Genomic DNA, 15,275 nt, shown 5'->3' with positions numbered 1-15,275 from the left:
ACGGGGGTGCAGGGGGCGGAGCCCCCGCATGGGGTCTGGGGCGGAGCCCCAGGGGTCGGCTCATTCAATGCGCTGTACGGGCGGGTGGGTGGGAAGACCCGCCCGGGGTCTGGGGCGGAGCCCGGGGGGCTGCACCTTCAAGTAGCCGCACGGGCGGGTGGGTGGGCGAATCCGCCCGGGGGCTGGGGCGGAGCCCCGGGGAGCCGCACTCTCAAGTAGCTGTACGGGCGGGTGGGTGGGAAAACCCGCCCGGGGTCTGGGGCGGAGCCCCGGGGAGCCGCACTCTCAAGTAGCCGCACGGGCGGGTGGGTGGGAAAAACACCCCGGGTCAGGGGGGCTAGGTGCACCGCACGGTGTGACGGTGGCCGGATGTCGCCGAGCCGCAGGGCCACCTAGGTTCGGGGCATGACAAAGACACTCGTTCAGGTCCTGGCCACAACCACCCTGCTGGCAGCAGCCGTTGGCACCACCGCCCCCCTCGCCCAAGCTGACGGCACACCCCCGCGAGGCACCCTCGTATCGCTTGAGCCCGTCTCCTCGCTCAGCTCCACCCAGGTCGCCGACTTCCTGAAGGCGGGCGAGGTCGACAGCGCCGGGGTCCGGTACGGCGTGCGCGGGTACCGGGTCACGTACCGGACCATCACCCCCGAGGGACGCCCCACCACCGCCACCGGGCTGCTCGTGCTGCCCGCCGACGGGCGACACGGCCGGCTCGATCTCGTCGCGGACACCCACGGCACCATGGTGGACCGCGACTACGCGCCCTCCGTCGGCGACGACGGCCGGCTCTCGCCGTATCTGCACGCCGCCGCCGGGCGGGCCGTGGCCGCGCCCGACTACCTGGGCCTGGGCAAGGGCCCGGGCCGGCACCCGTACATGGACACCGCCTCGTCCGTGTCCGCCTCGCTCGACATGCTGCGGGCCACCCGCACCGCGGCCCGCGAACTGGGCAGACCGCTGACCGGGGACGTGTACGGCACCGGGTTCTCGCAGGGCGGCCAGGTCGCCATGGCGCTCGGCAGGGCGCTGAGCGAGGGCGCCGACGCGCACTTCCGGCTGAAGGCCCTTGCGCCGGTGTCGGGACCGTACGACATCGCGGGTCAGGAGATGCCCGCCCTCTTCGACGGGCGCGTCAACGACACCAGCGGGGTGTTCTACATGACGTACTGGCTCACCGCGCAGAACCACGTCCGCCCCCTGTACAAGGATGCGGGGGACGCCTTCCGCGCGCCCTACGCCGGTGTCGTCGACGGATTGTTCGACGGGAGCCACACCGAGGAGGAGATCTTCGGCGCGCTGCCCGGCAACGTGAAGGACCTGCTCACTCCCGCCTTCTACGACAAGCTCCAGCGCCCGAGCGGCGCGCTCCTGGACGCCATGCGTGACAACGACCACAGTTGTGACTGGAAGCCCGCGGTGCCCGTCCGGCTCTACAGCGCGGCCGGTGACACCGGTGTGCCGATCGGCAACGCGCTCAGCTGTGCCCGGCAGCTCGCCGCGCACGGAAAGAAGGCCCCGGTGATCGACCAGGGAGCGGTCGACCACAACGGGGCCTTCAAGAAGTCGGCGCCGCAGATCGTGCGGCTCTTCGACTCCGTCGCCGGTAAGGCGTAGCCAGTAGGGCGTAGCCGGTGGGGCGTAGCCGGCAGGGCTCAGTACCAGCTGTTCTGCTGCCAGAAGTTCCAGGCGCCACACGGGCTGCCGTAGCGCTCGTTCATGTAGCTCAGGCCCCACTTGATCTGGGTGGCCGGGTTGGTCTGCCAGTCGGCGCCGGCCGAGGACATCTTGGAGCCGGGCAGGGCCTGGACGAGGCCGTAGGCGCCGGAGGCGGCGTTCTTGGCCGACGGGTTCCAGCCGGACTCGTGATTCACGATCTTGCTGAAGCACTGGAACTGGTCGGACGGCATCATCTTCTGCGCGATCGCCTGGGCGCTCGTCGGTGCGGCCTCGGCCGGGACGGCGGCCATGGCGACACCGGCGGCGGCGAGCACGGTGGCGCCGGCGGCGGCGACGGACTTCTTACGAGCGGTGAAACGGGCGGCGAAAGACAACGCGAAACCTAACGTCGGGGAACATGGTCGTCGCGCTCCGCCGGAGGTACTGAGACCTCCACGACGAGGGAACCCGTAAGGAAGTGGCCCGGCCTGCGGACCGGGCGGTTCCGGCGACTCGAACAGTTGTAGCTGGAGCCCGACGGCGCCCGCAACGACCCCATTTACTAGTGGGTATCGCACGACAGGTGCAACGGCCCCCGACGTGTAAGGGAGGAATAGGCGCAGGTCAACCCGGGTGCGAGGGGGGCTTTGGATCATGTCCCCTGACCACTATCGCGCCTCGTAGAGGACCATCGGCCTGTGGGCGGCCTCACCCCGGCAAGGCCCTGTTCAGGCCTCGAATGTGACCTGGGCCTCGAAGGCGGCACGCCGTGTCGCCCTGCGCAGCGCCTTCAGCAGGGTGCCGCCGAGCGTCAGCGTCAGCACCACCGTGAGCGCGGCCCGCCCCAGGTCCCAACCCAGCGACGTGGCCGCGCAGTACGCGAAGAAACGCACGAGGTTGTCGTGGAGCGGGTCGCCGGGGTGGAAGGAGATCCCCGAGGACATGCCGCCGATGAAGGTCCAGCCCTGGAGGTTCATGACGGTGCCGTACGCGAAGGAGGCCGTCGCGCCGTAGAGCGCCAGCAGGGCGAGCTCGGCGCGACCGCGCAGCCGGTGCGGTCCCGGCAGCAGGCCCGCCCCCATCGTGAACCAGCCCATCGCCAGCATCTGGAACGGCATCCAGGGGCCGACCCCGCCGGTCAGCAGGGCCGAGGCGAACATCGTCACCGAGCCGAGTACGAAGCCGAAGCCCGGGCCGAGCACCCGGCCGCTCAGCACCATCAGGAAGAACATCGGCTCAAGGCCGGCCGTGCCCGCGCCGAGAGGACGCAGTGCCGCGCCCACGGCGGCCAGCACTCCGAGCATCGCGACCGCCTTGGCGTCCATGCCGTCGTCGGAGATCGTGGCGATCACCACACCCACCAGGAGCGGGAGCAGCGCGGCGAAGAGCCAGGGTGCGTCCTGGGCGTGCGCGAGGCCCGAGTCCGCGTCGGCGAGCAGGGGCCAGCCGAAGGCGGCGACGCCGATGAGGGTGATGAGGGAGAGGGCCACGATCGCGCGCGGGCCCAGGCGCACGGGACGGGCGGCCCCGGCCGCCCGCGCGGGCTCCGGGCGTACGGGTCCAGGGCGGGCGGGCCCGGGCCGCGCGGGCTCCGGGCGTGCGGACCCCGGGCGTACCGGCTTCGCGGGCTGTCCGGGTGCCGGTTCCGTGGGCCCGGTCACGACAGGGCCTCGCGTACTTGGGAGACGGTGAGCCAGTGCTGCGGTGCGAGGACCTTGGCCACCTGCGGGGCGAAGGCGGGCGAGGAGACGACGACTTCGGCGGTCGGGCCGTCCGCGACGACCTCGCCGCCCGCGAGGATCACGACCCGATGGGCGAGTTCGGCCGCCAGCTCCACGTCATGGGTGGCCAGGACGATGGCGTGGCCCTCGGCGGCGCGTGCCCGCAACACCGTGACCAGGCGGGCCTTGGCCGCGTAGTCCAGACCGCGGGTCGGCTCGTCCAGGAGGAGAAGGGGAGGGCGGCCGGTCAGCACGATCGCGAGGGCCAGCGCGAGGCGCTGGCCCTCGGACAGGTCACGCGGGTGAGTGTCGTCCGCCACGCCGGGCAGCAGCTCCCAGACGAGTGCGCGGCAGCTTCCGGGCGCGGCCCCGGCGTCCTCGTCCGCGGCGGCGCACTCCGCGGCGACGGTGTTGGCGTACAGCAGGTCCCGCGGCTCCTGCGGTACGAGACCGACCTCGCGGATCAGTTCGCGCGGCGGGGTGCGGTGGGGGGTGCGGCCGCCCACGGTGACCGAGCCCGCGGTGGGCTCGATCATGCCGACCAGGGTGTTGAGCAGGGTGGACTTGCCGGCGCCGTTGCGTCCCATCAGGGCGATGGTCTCGCCCGGCCTGACGGCGAGGTCCACGTGGCGCAGAGCCTCCACGCGGCCGCGGCGTACGCCGAGTGCGGAGGCGGTGGCGGTGACGCTGGTGAGCAGGGTGGGGGTGGCCGGGGGGCGGCGGAAGAGGGCGGCCAGCGTGCGGTGTGCGGCTGTGTGCCGGGGAGTGTGCCGGGGGGCGGGCCCGGTGGTGCGAGCTTCGGCATCGCCCGCGGGCCGGTGGGGCCGCGGCCGGCCTGCGGCCGGACTGTCACCCCCACCCGCGGCATCCGTGCGCGTGGCCGGGGCGGTGCGGGTCCCCTCGTGCGGGGCGCTCGGCGTCGGCGGGTGCCGGTCGGGCGTGGCGGTGGTGGGGTTTGGCGCGGTCGTGCCGGGGCTCTCGGGGACGGCGGCCGTCGGCGGGTGCCGGTGGTCGCTCGCTCGGCGGGACAGCTCGGTGCGCAGGGGGGCCGCCATGCGGCGGGCGTCGCGTACCGAGAGAGGGAGAGGGGTCCAGCCCGCCAGGTGACCGAGGGCCACCACCGGGGGGTGGACGGGGGAGATCTTCATGATGTCCGCCGGGGTGCCCATCACCGGCGGGACGCCGCGGGCCGGGAGCAGGATGACCTGGTCCGCGTACTGGACCACGCGCTCAAGGCGGTGCTCGGCCAGGACGACCGTCGTGCCCAGGTCGTGGACGAGACGCTGGAGCACCGACAGGACGTCCTCCGCTGCGGCCGGATCGAGCGCGGAGGTCGGCTCGTCGAGCACCAGGACCTTCGGGTGCGGCGTGAGCACCGAGCCGATCGCGACCCGCTGCTGCTGGCCGCCGGAGAGCGTGGCGATCGGACGGTCACGCAGCTCCGCCAGGGCCAGCAGATCCAGGGTCTCCTCGACCCGGCGGCGCATCACCGCGGGAGCGAGCCCCAACGACTCCATTCCGTAGGCGAGTTCGTCCTCCACCGTGTCGGTGACGAAGTGGGCGAGCGGGTCCTGGCCCACCGTGCCGACCAGATCGGCGAGTTCGCGCGGCTTGTGGGTGCGGGTGTCACGGCCGGCCACGGTGACGCGGCCGCGCAGGGTGCCGCCGGTGAAGTGCGGGACGAGCCCGGAGACCGTACCGAGCAGGGTCGACTTGCCGACCCCCGACGGGCCCACGAGGAGCACCAACTCCCCCTCGGGCACGGTCAGTTCGACGTCCCGCACGGTCGGTTCCGCGGCGGAGTCGTAGGTGACCGACACCTTCTCGAACCGGATCACGGGGACTCCTTCGCGGGTACGGGTGCGACGAACGCCGGGAGCAGGCCGGCGAGCAGCGAAAGCGCGGGCCAGAGCGGCAGGCCCGGCGCGGTCAGCGGGACGACCCCGAGGGTCAGGGCCTCCGGGGCATAAGTACCCGCCCAGAGCGTCAGCGCCGCGACCGCCATCCCGGAACCGGCCACCAGCCAGGACCTGATGGCCCAGCGGTCGGGGCGGTAGCGGGTGCGGATCTGGCGGCGCCCGCCGAGCCGCAGCCCCGCGAGGCAGGCGAGCAGACCGCCGAGCAGGACGGGAATGCCGTACCCGGCGCCCTCGGAGGCGAGCAGCCCGTACGTTCCCGCGCACACGCCGAGCAGACCGCCCAAAGTGAGGGCGGTGGTGGTGTGGCGTACGGCGGCCGGGACTTGCGCGGTGCGGCCGTAGCCGCGGGCGTCCATGGACGCGGCCACCGCGACCGAGCGTTCCAGGGCGCCTTCAAGTACCGGCAGGCCGATCTGCGCGATCGCCTTGATGCCGCCGGTGGGGCGCCCGCGCAGCCGTCGCGCGGTACGCAGCCGTACGACGTCGGCGACCATGTTCGGCGCGAACGTCATCGCGACGACGACGGCCACGCCCGCCTCGTACAGGGCGCCCGGCAGCGACTTGAGGAGACGCGCGGGGTTGGCGAGCGCGTTCGCCGCGCCCACGCAGATCAGCAGGGTGGCCAGCCTCGCGCCGTCGTACAGGGCGAAGAGCATGCCCTCCGCCGTGACCCGGCCGCCGACGCGGACGCCCTTCGCCCAGGGGGGGAGCGGCAGTTCGGGCAGCGTGAACAGGGTGTGGCTGCCGGGGATCGGCGAGCCGAGCACCAGGTTGAAGACGAGCCGGACGCCGACGACGAACAGGCCGATCCTGATGAACGCGGTGTAGGAGCGGGCCCAGGGGGCGTCGGTCTTGCGGGCCGCCACGACGTACCCGGCGACGCCGACGAGGAGGCCGAGCAGGAGGGGGTTGTTCGTCCTCGACGCGGCGGTGGCGAGGCCCAGCGCCCAGAGCCACCAGGCACCGGGATGCACGGCGTTGCTCCGGCCGGCTGCGGGAGCGGTCAGCCTCCGGCTCGGGGTGCGGTGTGCGGCGGGCCGGGGGGTGCGGGCTCCGGCTTCGGGCCGGGGGGTTCGGTGCTCGGCCCCGGGCCGGGGGGTGCGGGCTCCGGCTTCGCGCCGGCGGGGGTGCGCCCGGGCTCCGGCCGGGGGGCGCGGGGCCGCGTCGGGTGCCGTGGTCGCCGGGGTCGGGCTCGGCGGCAGGGGTTTGTCGTCGGGCATGGTGGGTCAGTTTCTGCGGCGGCGGGATTGCCAGATCGCTGCCGCGCCCAGGGCCACGACTGCGGCCACCCCGGCCAGGAGGCCCACCGAGGGGCCGCCGTCCTTGCCGGTCTTCGCGGGGGCGGCGGGTTTGGCCGCCGACGCATCCGACACCTGCTCACCGCAGCCCGTGCGCGGGTAGCGGTCGATCGCGCAGAGCAGGGCCGCGCTGTTGTAGCGGAGCGGTTGGGCGACGGCCGCCAGCGCGTCGGCGGTGGTGGCGTCCGGGGACACCTGGGCACAGGCGGTGCGCGGCGCGGGCGGACTCTCGCCCTGGCCCGCGTCCTGCGGCGTACCGAAGTCGATGACGAGCGCGACCCGCTTGGTGGCGTCCTTCGTCGGCGTCGCACCGCACACCGCCTCGAAGGAGGGCGTCGTGCGCGGCTCGGACGCGTCCTTGGAGTCCGCGCTCACCGCGAAGCGGAAGCCCTCGACCGAGCCGTCGCCGGGGTGCGCGGACGCCGGGCCCTGCGTGGCGTACGCCCAGCTGTCGCCCGCCAGGTCCCAGAAGGACCAGTAGCGGTACCCGGCCGCCTGCGCCGAACCCGCGCCGGCGGCCGTCGTCACCAGGGCGATGAGCAGCACGGCGAGGGAAGCGAGTCGCGTCCGCATCACAGCTGCTGGTTCTTCTTGCGGCCGCTGATGAGGAAGCCGACGCCGATGCCGGCGACCAGGCCGACGGCGACGATCCACCAGACCGAGATGCCGTCGTTCTTCTGCTCGTCCTTCTTCTTGTCGGCGGGGGCCGACGAGGGGGCCGTCTGCGGGGCGGGGCCGGTGGCGTTGAGGGCCTTGACGAGGTCGGTGCCGCCGAAGTTCTTCGGGTCGGCGCCGGTCGCGTCGGCGGCGAAGACGAGCTGGGCGTATGCGGCAGGCCCGTTCTCCTTGGCCCAGGCGGCGGCGTTCTTGGACAGCCAGTCGGCGGACTTCTTCGCCTGGTCGGGCAGGCCCGCCGCGGCAAGGGCGACGACCGCGTCCGCGGTGTTGCCGACGTCGGGCCGGTCGGTGGCGCCCGGCATCGCGGACTTCAAAAAGCCCGTCGCGGCCAGCGTCCTGGCGAGGTAGCCGGCGCCGTTGTGCGCGCCCTGCTCGGGGGTGGCGGCCTTCTCGCAGGCGGTGCCCTTGGTGTCGGGGGTGCCCGCGGTGGCGGTGAGGCCCTTGCCGAGCAGACCGGTCACGGCGGCGGCGGTCGCATCGGCGTTGGCGTACAGCTTCTGCGTCTTGGCGTCGGGCTGGAAGGCGAAGGCGCCCGCGCCCTCGGGGCCTCCCCCGGCTCCTTCAGAGCCGGCGGAAGAACCGTCGCAGGGCAGCGCGAAGGTGAGCAGCGCGTCGAAGGGGGACTTGCCGCCCTTGGCCGACTTCACATCGGCCGGCTTCTCGCCCGCGGCGGCGAGGGCGCCGATGACGATCGCGGTGGAATTGGCGTCGCTGCCGCCCATGCCCGGGGCGTACGGCCAGCCGCCGTCGTCCTGCTGCACCGACTTCAGCCAGGCGACGCCCTTCTTGACGGCGTCGGTGTGACCGCCGACCGCGACCAGTGCCTGCACCGCGGCGGACGTCGCGTTGGTGTCCAGCTTCGTCGGGTCGCACGCCTTGGAGGTGTCGGCGCGGAACGACATGAAGGAGCCGTCGGCGCACTGCTGCCCTGTCAGCCAGGCCACGGCCCGGTCGGCGGGCTTGACGTCGGCCTTCGCCTGGGCGAGGAAGGCCAGCGACTGCCGGAAGACACCGTCGAACTGGGGGTCCTTCGTGCCGTACAGGCCCGGCGGGACCGCCGCGGGGGACGGCGCGCCGTCGGCGACGGCCGCCGGGGCGGCTGCGCCCAGGACGGCGGTGGCGGCGGCGAGCACTGCGGCGCAGCGGCGTACGGTCATGGCGGGCGGTGCCTCTCCTGCGGGGAGCGCGGGCTCGGGCGCACGCTGGCACCCGGCTCCGGCTCCGTATACCTCGACGGGGCGGGGCCACCCGCGGTGTGCGGGCGACGGTGAACCGGTCATGCGGTGACGGGGCATCCCGGCGTGCCCCTCCCGGCCGGGTGGCGCGCGGAGCGGGGTCTCCCCTGCTGGAGCGGGGCCGAGAGCTCGGGGAAGGGTCGGTGCCGGATTCGCACCGGCTTCCCCCCGTACGGGCATGACGACGCGCCCACCCTACCCGGCGGTGCGAAGCGCCCCCGCGCCCGCCCGGTCCCGGAAGGGGACGCTCAGGTGCGCAGGGCCTGCTCGACGGTCGGGTGGCACCCCAGGACCGTGTCGATGCCGACGATGTTCAGGAGGCGCGAGACGGATTCCTGGGCCCCCGCCAGACGCAGCCAGCCGTAGGCGTCGCTCACGCGCCGGTGGGCGTGGATGAAGGCGTTGATCCCGCTGGAGTCCATGAACGTGACCCCGCTGAGGTCCGCCACGATCCGCGGCGGCGTGACGCCGTCCTCGTACAACAGCGCCTGGCTGAGCGTGTGGTGGACCTGATAATCGATCTCGCCGTGCAGGGTCACCACGGTGATGCCGTCGATCACCGCGGACTCGACGGAGAGCTGGTCCGGCCGGTCGGCCTTCTGGTTGTCGGTCACCGTATCCTCGACTGTGCTCCGGCTGCTTGCCCTGTCGGGCGGGCTGTCATGATTCTGCCCCAGCGGCACGGCGGAATGCATCCAGGTGGTAGACCGGGTGGTGCGCCTGTGACATGCATGAGGGCCACGCGGGTACCCGGACACGTGTGGACGGGGGAGTGAGGGTGGTACGTGGGGTCCCATGCCGATGACGACGGCCTGACCGAGCCGGGCGAGTACCTGATGCGCGCGGGTTACACCCTCGCCGGGGACGACGGCTGCATCGCCGCGGCCCGCCATCACGCCGTGGCCTTCCTCGACCGGGCCGACGCCGGTCATCATGTGCCCGTGTCCGCACGCGTGCGGGGCTCCGTCCAGCTGGTGGTCAGTGAGCTGGTCACCAACGCCATCAAGTACGCTCCCGGCCCCGTCCTGATGGAACTGCGCATCACGGCCCGCGTGGTGGACGTCGTCGTATGGGACAGCAATCCCTCCACCCCGGCGCCGCGGGCCGCGGATCCCGGCCGCATCGGCCAGCACGGCCTGGAGATCGTCAAAGCCGTCACCGAGGCGCTTTTCACCGTCCAGGAACCGGTCGGCAAGCGCATCACCGCACGTCTCGCCCTGACATGACCCGGTCCGGCCGGGCCCGGCCCGGCCTGCGCAACCTGAACCGACCCGCGGTGAGCCGTCCGTACGCCTGTGCCTAGGGGGCGGTCCGGCCGGGGGAGCCGGGGCGGACGAGCAGCAGGGCGCGGTCGTCGGGGTAGTCGGCGCCGGGCTGGTGGTCGAGGAACAGTCGGCACAGGTCGTGCGGGCTCAACCCGGCGCCCCGGCGCGCTGTCTCGGTGAGTCTGCGCAGGCCCGCGTCCAGTGGTTCCTTGCGGCGTTCGATCAGGCCGTCGGTGTAGAGCAGAAGGGATTCGCCGTCGGCCAGGCTGGTTCTGCCCTCGCGGAAACGGGCGCCCGGGATGGGCCCGGCGGGCGGCGAGATGGGGCCGTCGAGGTAACGGCTCGAACCGTCGGGGCGTACCACGAGCGGCGGGGGATGTCCGGCCTTGACGTAGGTCAGGGCGCGCGTGCGCCGGTGGTAGAGCAGGTAGGCGGCGGTGGCCATGTGGCCGCGGTGGTAGAGGTGCAGGTATTCGCTCAGCTCACGCAGCACCGCTTCCGGGCGGGTGCCGCAGCGCAGGACGATGACGCGCAGCGCGGCGGTGATCTGGGCCATGACGGCCGCCTGGGGCAGGCCGTGGCCGGCCACATCGCCGATCGACAGGCCGACGTGGTCCTCGTCGAGGTCGTAGAGGTCGTACCAGTCGCCTCCGACCATGACCAGGTCGCTGGCCGGCGCGTAGCAGGTCGCCACCTCCAGGCCCGCCACGTCGGGCAGTTGGGGCAGCAGGCTGAGCTGGAGGCGTTCGGCGACGCGGTGTTCGTGTTCGTACAGGCCGGCACGGCGTACGGCCTGGGCGATCTGCTGGGCCACGGCGGTCAGGTGCTCCGGCTCGGGCATTCCCGCCGCGCCGGGACGGACCCGCAGCGCGCCCACCACGACGCGGTCGGATTCCAGCGTGACGCGAAGGGTGCCGGCGGCCTCGGGGCGCGCGGCATCCGCGAACTGGTCGAGGTCTTCCCAGCCGGCGGCCGTCGGGGTGTGCAGATCCTCACCCGGTTCGAGGGTGGGCACCAGGCGCCGGAAGTGCAGTTCAAGGGCCACGCTTTCGGCGTCCAACGCCTGGGCGGCGGTGGCCGCCACGGCCTCGGCGACCTGGGACAGGGTCGCGGACGACGCCAGCGCCTCCGTCAGCCGGTACAGGCGTTGCAGACGGCCGCGAGCGGCCTGCTCCGCCAACAGCAGTTCCTCGCGCTGGACTTCCGCGGTACGCCGGATGGCGACTTCCCTGTTCAACGCGCTGAGCTGCTGGCTGAGGACGACGAACTGGTCGGCGTGGTCCAAGCGGTGCAGACTGAGCTGCACCGCCGCCCCGGGCCCCTGCCACCAGGTGGCGCGCGCGCCCTGGCAGCGGAAACGCACCTGGCTGCCGTCGCTGTCCTTCAGTACGAGCCCGCCCGGCAGGGGGCTGCCGCTGCGCAGCCAGTTGCCCAGGTGGGTCCGCACGACCTGGGCTTCGTTCTGCGCCAGGGCGTACAGGCCGGCGCCCGCGGACAGCTGGGGAATCGAGGCGGTGGCGGCCGGATTGACCGCCAGGATCGTGCCATCGCCCGCGCACAGGATGACGGGGTGGGGCAGGGGCTTGATGATGGCCTCGAACAGGCCAAGGTTCACGCAGGTACCGTACCGGTCGGGGTGGCCGCCGGCAGTTCCACGTCGGCGAAGTACTCACGTCCGCTTGCCGGGCCGGCGAGCGGCACCAGGTGCACGACCACGCGGCAGCCGGCGTCGCCGCGGGCGATGGTCTCCTGCAATTCGACGTTGGCGTAGCCGAGATTGCGGGCCGCGATCGTCCCGAAGACGTTCGAGGTCATCATGCACATCGACTCACGGCCCAGGACCTTCTCCGCGAACGGGCAGGCCCGGTTGCCCAGCACGATCTTCGTGTCGTCCTGCTCGATGACGTAGAAGTCGCCCTTGATCCGCCGCTTGAGATCCACCAGGGCTTCCGCGACCTGCTCCCGCGACATCTGCGGGGTGCCGAGCGCCTTGAGGTACATGTCGTCGATCTGCGTGCCCACCGCCCGGCCCACCAGGCTGATGTAGCCGGACGCCTCTTCCAGGCCGATCACCGACTCGAGCGACGTCGCCAACTCCCGCACCAGTGTCCGCAAGAACACGTCACGGTCCAGATCGATCTTCACATCCACGGGATGACCCACAGCGTCGCCCTCCTCATCTCTCGTCCTGCGGTCGAACCTACACCGCCCGGTACCGCGGGGGCCCGCCGCCTTCGGCCCCCTCCACCCGCTCGACCCTCCCCAGTTTCTCCAGGCGCCGCACATGCGCCTCCGCCTCCGACACGGCGATCGTGCGCGAGCCGTACGGGATCTGCTCCCAGGGCCGGTTCCACTCCATGCGTTCCGCCAGCTGCCACGGGGTGAGGGAGGTGGCCAGGAGGGAGAGGAGACCGGCCAGACGGTCTTCGTGGTGGGCCAGCAACTCCGCGACCCGCTCGGCCGGTTCGGTGAAGGGGTGCTGGTGCGCGGGAAGCACCTCGGCGACCTTGAGGCGGCCGACCCGTTCGAGGGAGTCGAGGTAGTCGCCGAGCGGGTCGGTCGAGGTGGCGTCGTCGGGGTCCTCGTACAGACCGATGTGCGGGGTGATGCCGGGCAGCAGATGGTCGCCGCTGAACAGGCGCCCGTTGCCCGCGAGTTGAGCCGGGTGTGCCTCCTCCAGATGAAGGCAGACGTGGCCGGGGGTGTGCCCGGGCGTCCAGATCGCGCGGAGCCTGCGCCCGGCAAGCGGCAGCAGCTCGCCGGGCGCGATCTCGCGGTCGGGCAGCGCCGCCCGCAGCCCCGGCAGGGTCCGCACGCGGCCGGAAGCACGGGACTCGCGCAGGGGTGCCAGGTGTTCATCGGGCGCCCCGGCCGCCGCCAGCTTGGCGCAGAGGTAATCGAGCCAGACGCCCGGTTCGGCCTCGCGGGTGCGGCGTACGACGGCGGTGTCGGCGGCGTGCATGGCGATCCAGGCGCCTGAGGCCTCCCGGACCTGGCCGGACAGGCCGTGGTGGTCGGGGTGGTGGTGGGTGATGACCACGCCGTGGATGTCGCGGACGTCGGTGCCGAGGGCGCGGAGCCCGGCGGTGAGCGTGTCCCAGGACGCGGGATCGTCCCACCCGGTGTCGACGAGCACCGGGCCCCGGGCGGTGTCGACGAGGTGGACCAGGGTGTGGCCGAGCGGGTTGTCCGGGATCGGCACCTTGATCGAGTGGACACCGCCGCCGTGGTCGGTCACCTGAGGCGCGGCTGGCTCCTGCGGCATGGAGTCCTCGTCTCTCTGGGTCCCACGGGCGTACGGCAGTCGGCTCGTACACCCGTCACTATAACGAGAACTGATGGTCTGTCAGATTGCTCGGGGGAAACTCCTGGAAGCCGGAGCGAGCCGGAGCGAGCCGGAGCGAGCCGGAGCAAGCCGGAGCAAGCCGGAGCAAGCCGGAGCGAGCCGGAACAAGGGAGAGCTCCACTCGCATTGACGGGCCCCGGTTGGCCCGGCCTCGCCCGTGTTGGCGAGCGGTGGTTCGCGTCGGTCGCCCCCGCGCCCGGCGGCGGCTCGGCTCCCGCCCCCCTCCGCCGACTCCTGCCGTGGACTCCTGCAACTAGAACTGGTATCAGTTCTGAAACAGCGTCAGGTCCCAGAGCCGCGTACCGGCACAGGCAGGAGCCGGTGGCCGGTCGGCACCGTCAGGCAGCAGTGAAGCCCGCGCCGCAGGAGGCACCAGGCATGACCGAGCTCGTGGAACACGGACAGCTTTTCATCGGCGGGGAGTTGACCGACCCCCTCGGCTCCGACGTCATCGAGGTGATCTCACCCCACACCGAGCAGGTCATCGGCCGCGTCCCGCACGCGTCACCGGCGGACGTGGACCGGGCCGTGGCCGCCGCGCGCAGGGCCTTCGACACGGGGCCCTGGGCGCGGGCCACGCCCGACGAGCGCATCGAGGTGGTGTCGCGGATCAAGGACGCGATCCTGACGCGGCACGAGGAGATCGCCCGGTCCATCAGCTCGCAGAACGGCTCCCCGTACTCCTGGAGCGTGCTGGCCCAGGCGCTCGGCGCGATGATGGTGTGGGACTCCGCCCTCACCGTCGGGCGCCAATTCGCGTACGAGGAGCGGCGCGCGGGGGCGCTGGGGCCCCTGCTGGTGCGGCGCGAGCCGGTCGGTGTGGTGGCGGCCGTGGTGCCGTGGAACGTGCCGCAGTTCGTGGCCGCGGCCAAACTGGGGCCCGCGCTGCTCACGGGCTGCTCGGTGATCCTCAAGCCGTCGCCCGAGACGCCCCTCGACGCCTACATCCTCGGCGAGATCGCCGCAGAGGCCGGGCTGCCCGAGGGCGTCCTGTCCATCCTGCCGGCGGACCGCGAGGTCAGTGAATACCTCGTCGGGCACCCCGGCGTCGACAAGGTGGCCTTCACGGGGTCCGTCGCGGCCGGCAAGCGGGTCATGGAGGTCGCCGCGCGCAACCTGACCCGGGTCACCCTGGAACTCGGCGGCAAGTCGGCCGCCGTCATCCTGCCCGACGCGGACCTGGAGGCGGCCGTCGCGGGCATCGTCCCCGCGGCCTGGATGAACAACGGGCAGGCCTGCGTGGCCCAGACCCGCATCCTGGCGCCACGCGGACGCTACGACGAGTTGGCCGAGGCGTTCGCGGCGGCCGCGGGGGCGCTCGTCGTCGGGGACCCGCTGGACCCGGCCACCCAGGTCGGGCCGCTGGTCGCCGAGCGGCAGCAGCGGCGCTCGCTCGACTACATCCGGACCGGCCAGGAGGAAGGCGCCAAGATCCTCGCCGGTGGCGGCCGCCCGGCCGGGCTCGACCGGGGCTGGTACGTCGAGCCGACCCTGTTCGGCGAGGTCGACAACACGATGCGGATCGCCCGCGAGGAGATCTTCGGCCCGGTCATCTGTCTGCTGCCGTACGGGGACGAGGACGAGGCGCTGAGGATCGCCAACGACTCCGAGTACGGGCTCAGCGGCAGCGTATGGACCGGCGACGTCGAGCACGGCATCGACTTCGGGCGCCGGGTGCGGACCGGCACGTTCAACGTCAACACCTTCAGCCTCGACATGCTCGGCCCCTTCGGCGGCTACAAGTCCTCCGGTCTCGGGCGGGAGTTCGGGCCCGAGGGCTTCGGCGAGTACCTGGAGCACAAGATGATCCACCTTCCCGCCGGCCACGGAGGCGCGTGATGGGCGACCGCTGGCACATCGAGGTGGACCGGAGCATGTGCATCGGCTCCGGCATGTGCGTCAACCATGCCCCGGACGGTTTCGCACTCGACACCGCACGTCAGTCCCGCCCCCGTACGCCCGACACCGACGCCGACGAGAGGATCCTGGCCGCCGCCGAGAGTTGCCCGGTCGAGGCCATCCTGATCACCCTGCTCGGCTCCCGGGAAACGGTCTTCCCACCCGAGGACTAGGGGGTGTCTGGTGGATCATGGCCGGGGGTGCGGCGCCTGGCACGGCACCTCGCGGCGTTGCCGAAACGCCCCGATAGCTCCGCTA

Annotated in this window: 14 protein-coding genes; 4 read left to right on the top strand and 10 right to left on the bottom strand. The window is 72.8% G+C overall.

All coding sequences use genetic code 11. From position 1 onward, the window contains the following. Window positions 1-405: 405 nt before the first annotated feature. Window positions 406-1,614: an alpha/beta hydrolase gene (locus ACGFW5_RS34835; protein WP_393838365.1), complete on the top strand. Its 1,209-nt coding sequence runs from the start codon at window positions 406-408 to the stop codon at window positions 1,612-1,614. A gap of 38 nt (window positions 1,615-1,652) precedes the next feature. On the opposite strand, the gene ACGFW5_RS34830 is transcribed toward ACGFW5_RS34835, so the two are convergent. The 7 genes from ACGFW5_RS34830 to ACGFW5_RS34800 form a co-directional block, all read right to left on the bottom strand. Then, window positions 1,653-2,051: a transglycosylase SLT domain-containing protein gene (locus ACGFW5_RS34830; protein WP_393838364.1), complete on the bottom strand. Its 399-nt coding sequence runs from the start codon at window positions 2,049-2,051 to the stop codon at window positions 1,653-1,655. Between the two features lie 333 nt (window positions 2,052-2,384). Further along, window positions 2,385-3,170, bottom strand: coding sequence for an ECF transporter S component (locus ACGFW5_RS34825; RefSeq protein ID WP_393838363.1), 786 nt, complete (start codon window positions 3,168-3,170; stop codon window positions 2,385-2,387). Window positions 3,171-3,313: 143 nt separating this feature from the next. Further along, window positions 3,314-5,215, bottom strand: a complete 1,902-nt coding sequence (locus ACGFW5_RS34820) for an ATP-binding cassette domain-containing protein (RefSeq protein ID WP_393838362.1) — start codon at window positions 5,213-5,215, stop codon at window positions 3,314-3,316. Next, the gene (locus ACGFW5_RS34815; protein WP_393838361.1) at window positions 5,212-6,516 is read right to left on the bottom strand and encodes an energy-coupling factor transporter transmembrane protein EcfT; all 1,305 of its coding nucleotides are present in this window, start codon (window positions 6,514-6,516) and stop codon (window positions 5,212-5,214) included. The genes ACGFW5_RS34820 and ACGFW5_RS34815 overlap by 4 nt, the downstream gene beginning before the upstream one ends. 6 nt (window positions 6,517-6,522) lie before the next feature. After that, entirely contained in the window at window positions 6,523-7,167 is a 645-nt protein-coding gene (locus ACGFW5_RS34810; protein WP_393838360.1) for an SCO2322 family protein, read from the bottom strand. Further along, complete coding sequence (locus ACGFW5_RS34805) at window positions 7,167-8,429, bottom strand: prenyltransferase/squalene oxidase repeat-containing protein (RefSeq protein ID WP_393838359.1); 1,263 nt, start codon at window positions 8,427-8,429, stop codon at window positions 7,167-7,169. The genes ACGFW5_RS34810 and ACGFW5_RS34805 overlap by 1 nt, the downstream gene beginning before the upstream one ends. A 326-nt stretch (window positions 8,430-8,755) precedes the next feature. After that, window positions 8,756-9,121 (bottom strand): STAS domain-containing protein, encoded by a 366-nt coding sequence (locus ACGFW5_RS34800; protein WP_393838358.1) that lies wholly within the window; start codon window positions 9,119-9,121, stop codon window positions 8,756-8,758. A gap of 171 nt (window positions 9,122-9,292) precedes the next feature. Here ACGFW5_RS34800 and ACGFW5_RS34795 point away from each other — a divergent pair, with 171 nt between their 5' ends. Next, the gene (locus ACGFW5_RS34795) at window positions 9,293-9,733 is read left to right on the top strand and encodes an ATP-binding protein (RefSeq protein ID WP_393838357.1); all 441 of its coding nucleotides are present in this window, start codon (window positions 9,293-9,295) and stop codon (window positions 9,731-9,733) included. A gap of 73 nt (window positions 9,734-9,806) precedes the next feature. Here ACGFW5_RS34795 and ACGFW5_RS34790 read toward each other — a convergent pair whose 3' ends face one another. The 3 genes from ACGFW5_RS34790 to ACGFW5_RS34780 are packed head-to-tail and all read right to left on the bottom strand — an operon-like array spanning window position 9,807 to window position 13,037. Beyond that, entirely contained in the window at window positions 9,807-11,387 is a 1,581-nt protein-coding gene (locus tag ACGFW5_RS34790) for a SpoIIE family protein phosphatase (protein ID WP_393838356.1), read from the bottom strand. Then, window positions 11,384-11,935 carry a methanogen output domain 1-containing protein gene (locus ACGFW5_RS34785; RefSeq protein ID WP_393838355.1) on the bottom strand — a complete coding sequence of 184 codons (552 nt, stop codon included), beginning with the start codon at window positions 11,933-11,935 and terminating at the stop codon, window positions 11,384-11,386. The genes ACGFW5_RS34790 and ACGFW5_RS34785 overlap by 4 nt, the downstream gene beginning before the upstream one ends. Window positions 11,936-11,972: 37 nt before the next feature. Beyond that, on the bottom strand, window positions 11,973-13,037 hold the full coding sequence (locus ACGFW5_RS34780) for an MBL fold metallo-hydrolase (protein WP_393838354.1): 1,065 nt from the start codon (window positions 13,035-13,037) through the stop codon (window positions 11,973-11,975). A 459-nt stretch (window positions 13,038-13,496) separates the two neighbouring features. Between ACGFW5_RS34780 and ACGFW5_RS34775 the strand changes: the two genes are divergently transcribed. Together ACGFW5_RS34775 and ACGFW5_RS34770 are read left to right on the top strand one after the other, a co-directional pair. Next, complete coding sequence (locus ACGFW5_RS34775; protein WP_393838353.1) at window positions 13,497-14,957, top strand: aldehyde dehydrogenase; 1,461 nt, start codon at window positions 13,497-13,499, stop codon at window positions 14,955-14,957. Beyond that, window positions 14,957-15,190 (top strand): ferredoxin, encoded by a 234-nt coding sequence (locus ACGFW5_RS34770; protein WP_393838352.1) that lies wholly within the window; start codon window positions 14,957-14,959, stop codon window positions 15,188-15,190. The genes ACGFW5_RS34775 and ACGFW5_RS34770 overlap by 1 nt, the downstream gene beginning before the upstream one ends. Window positions 15,191-15,275: the final 85 nt, after the last annotated feature.

Origin of the sequence: Streptomyces sp. NPDC048416, from assembly GCF_043200435.1 — a bacterium.
Taxonomy (GTDB): Bacteria; Actinomycetota; Actinomycetes; order Streptomycetales; family Streptomycetaceae; genus Streptomyces.
This window is presented reverse-complemented; position numbering and strand designations above follow the sequence as displayed.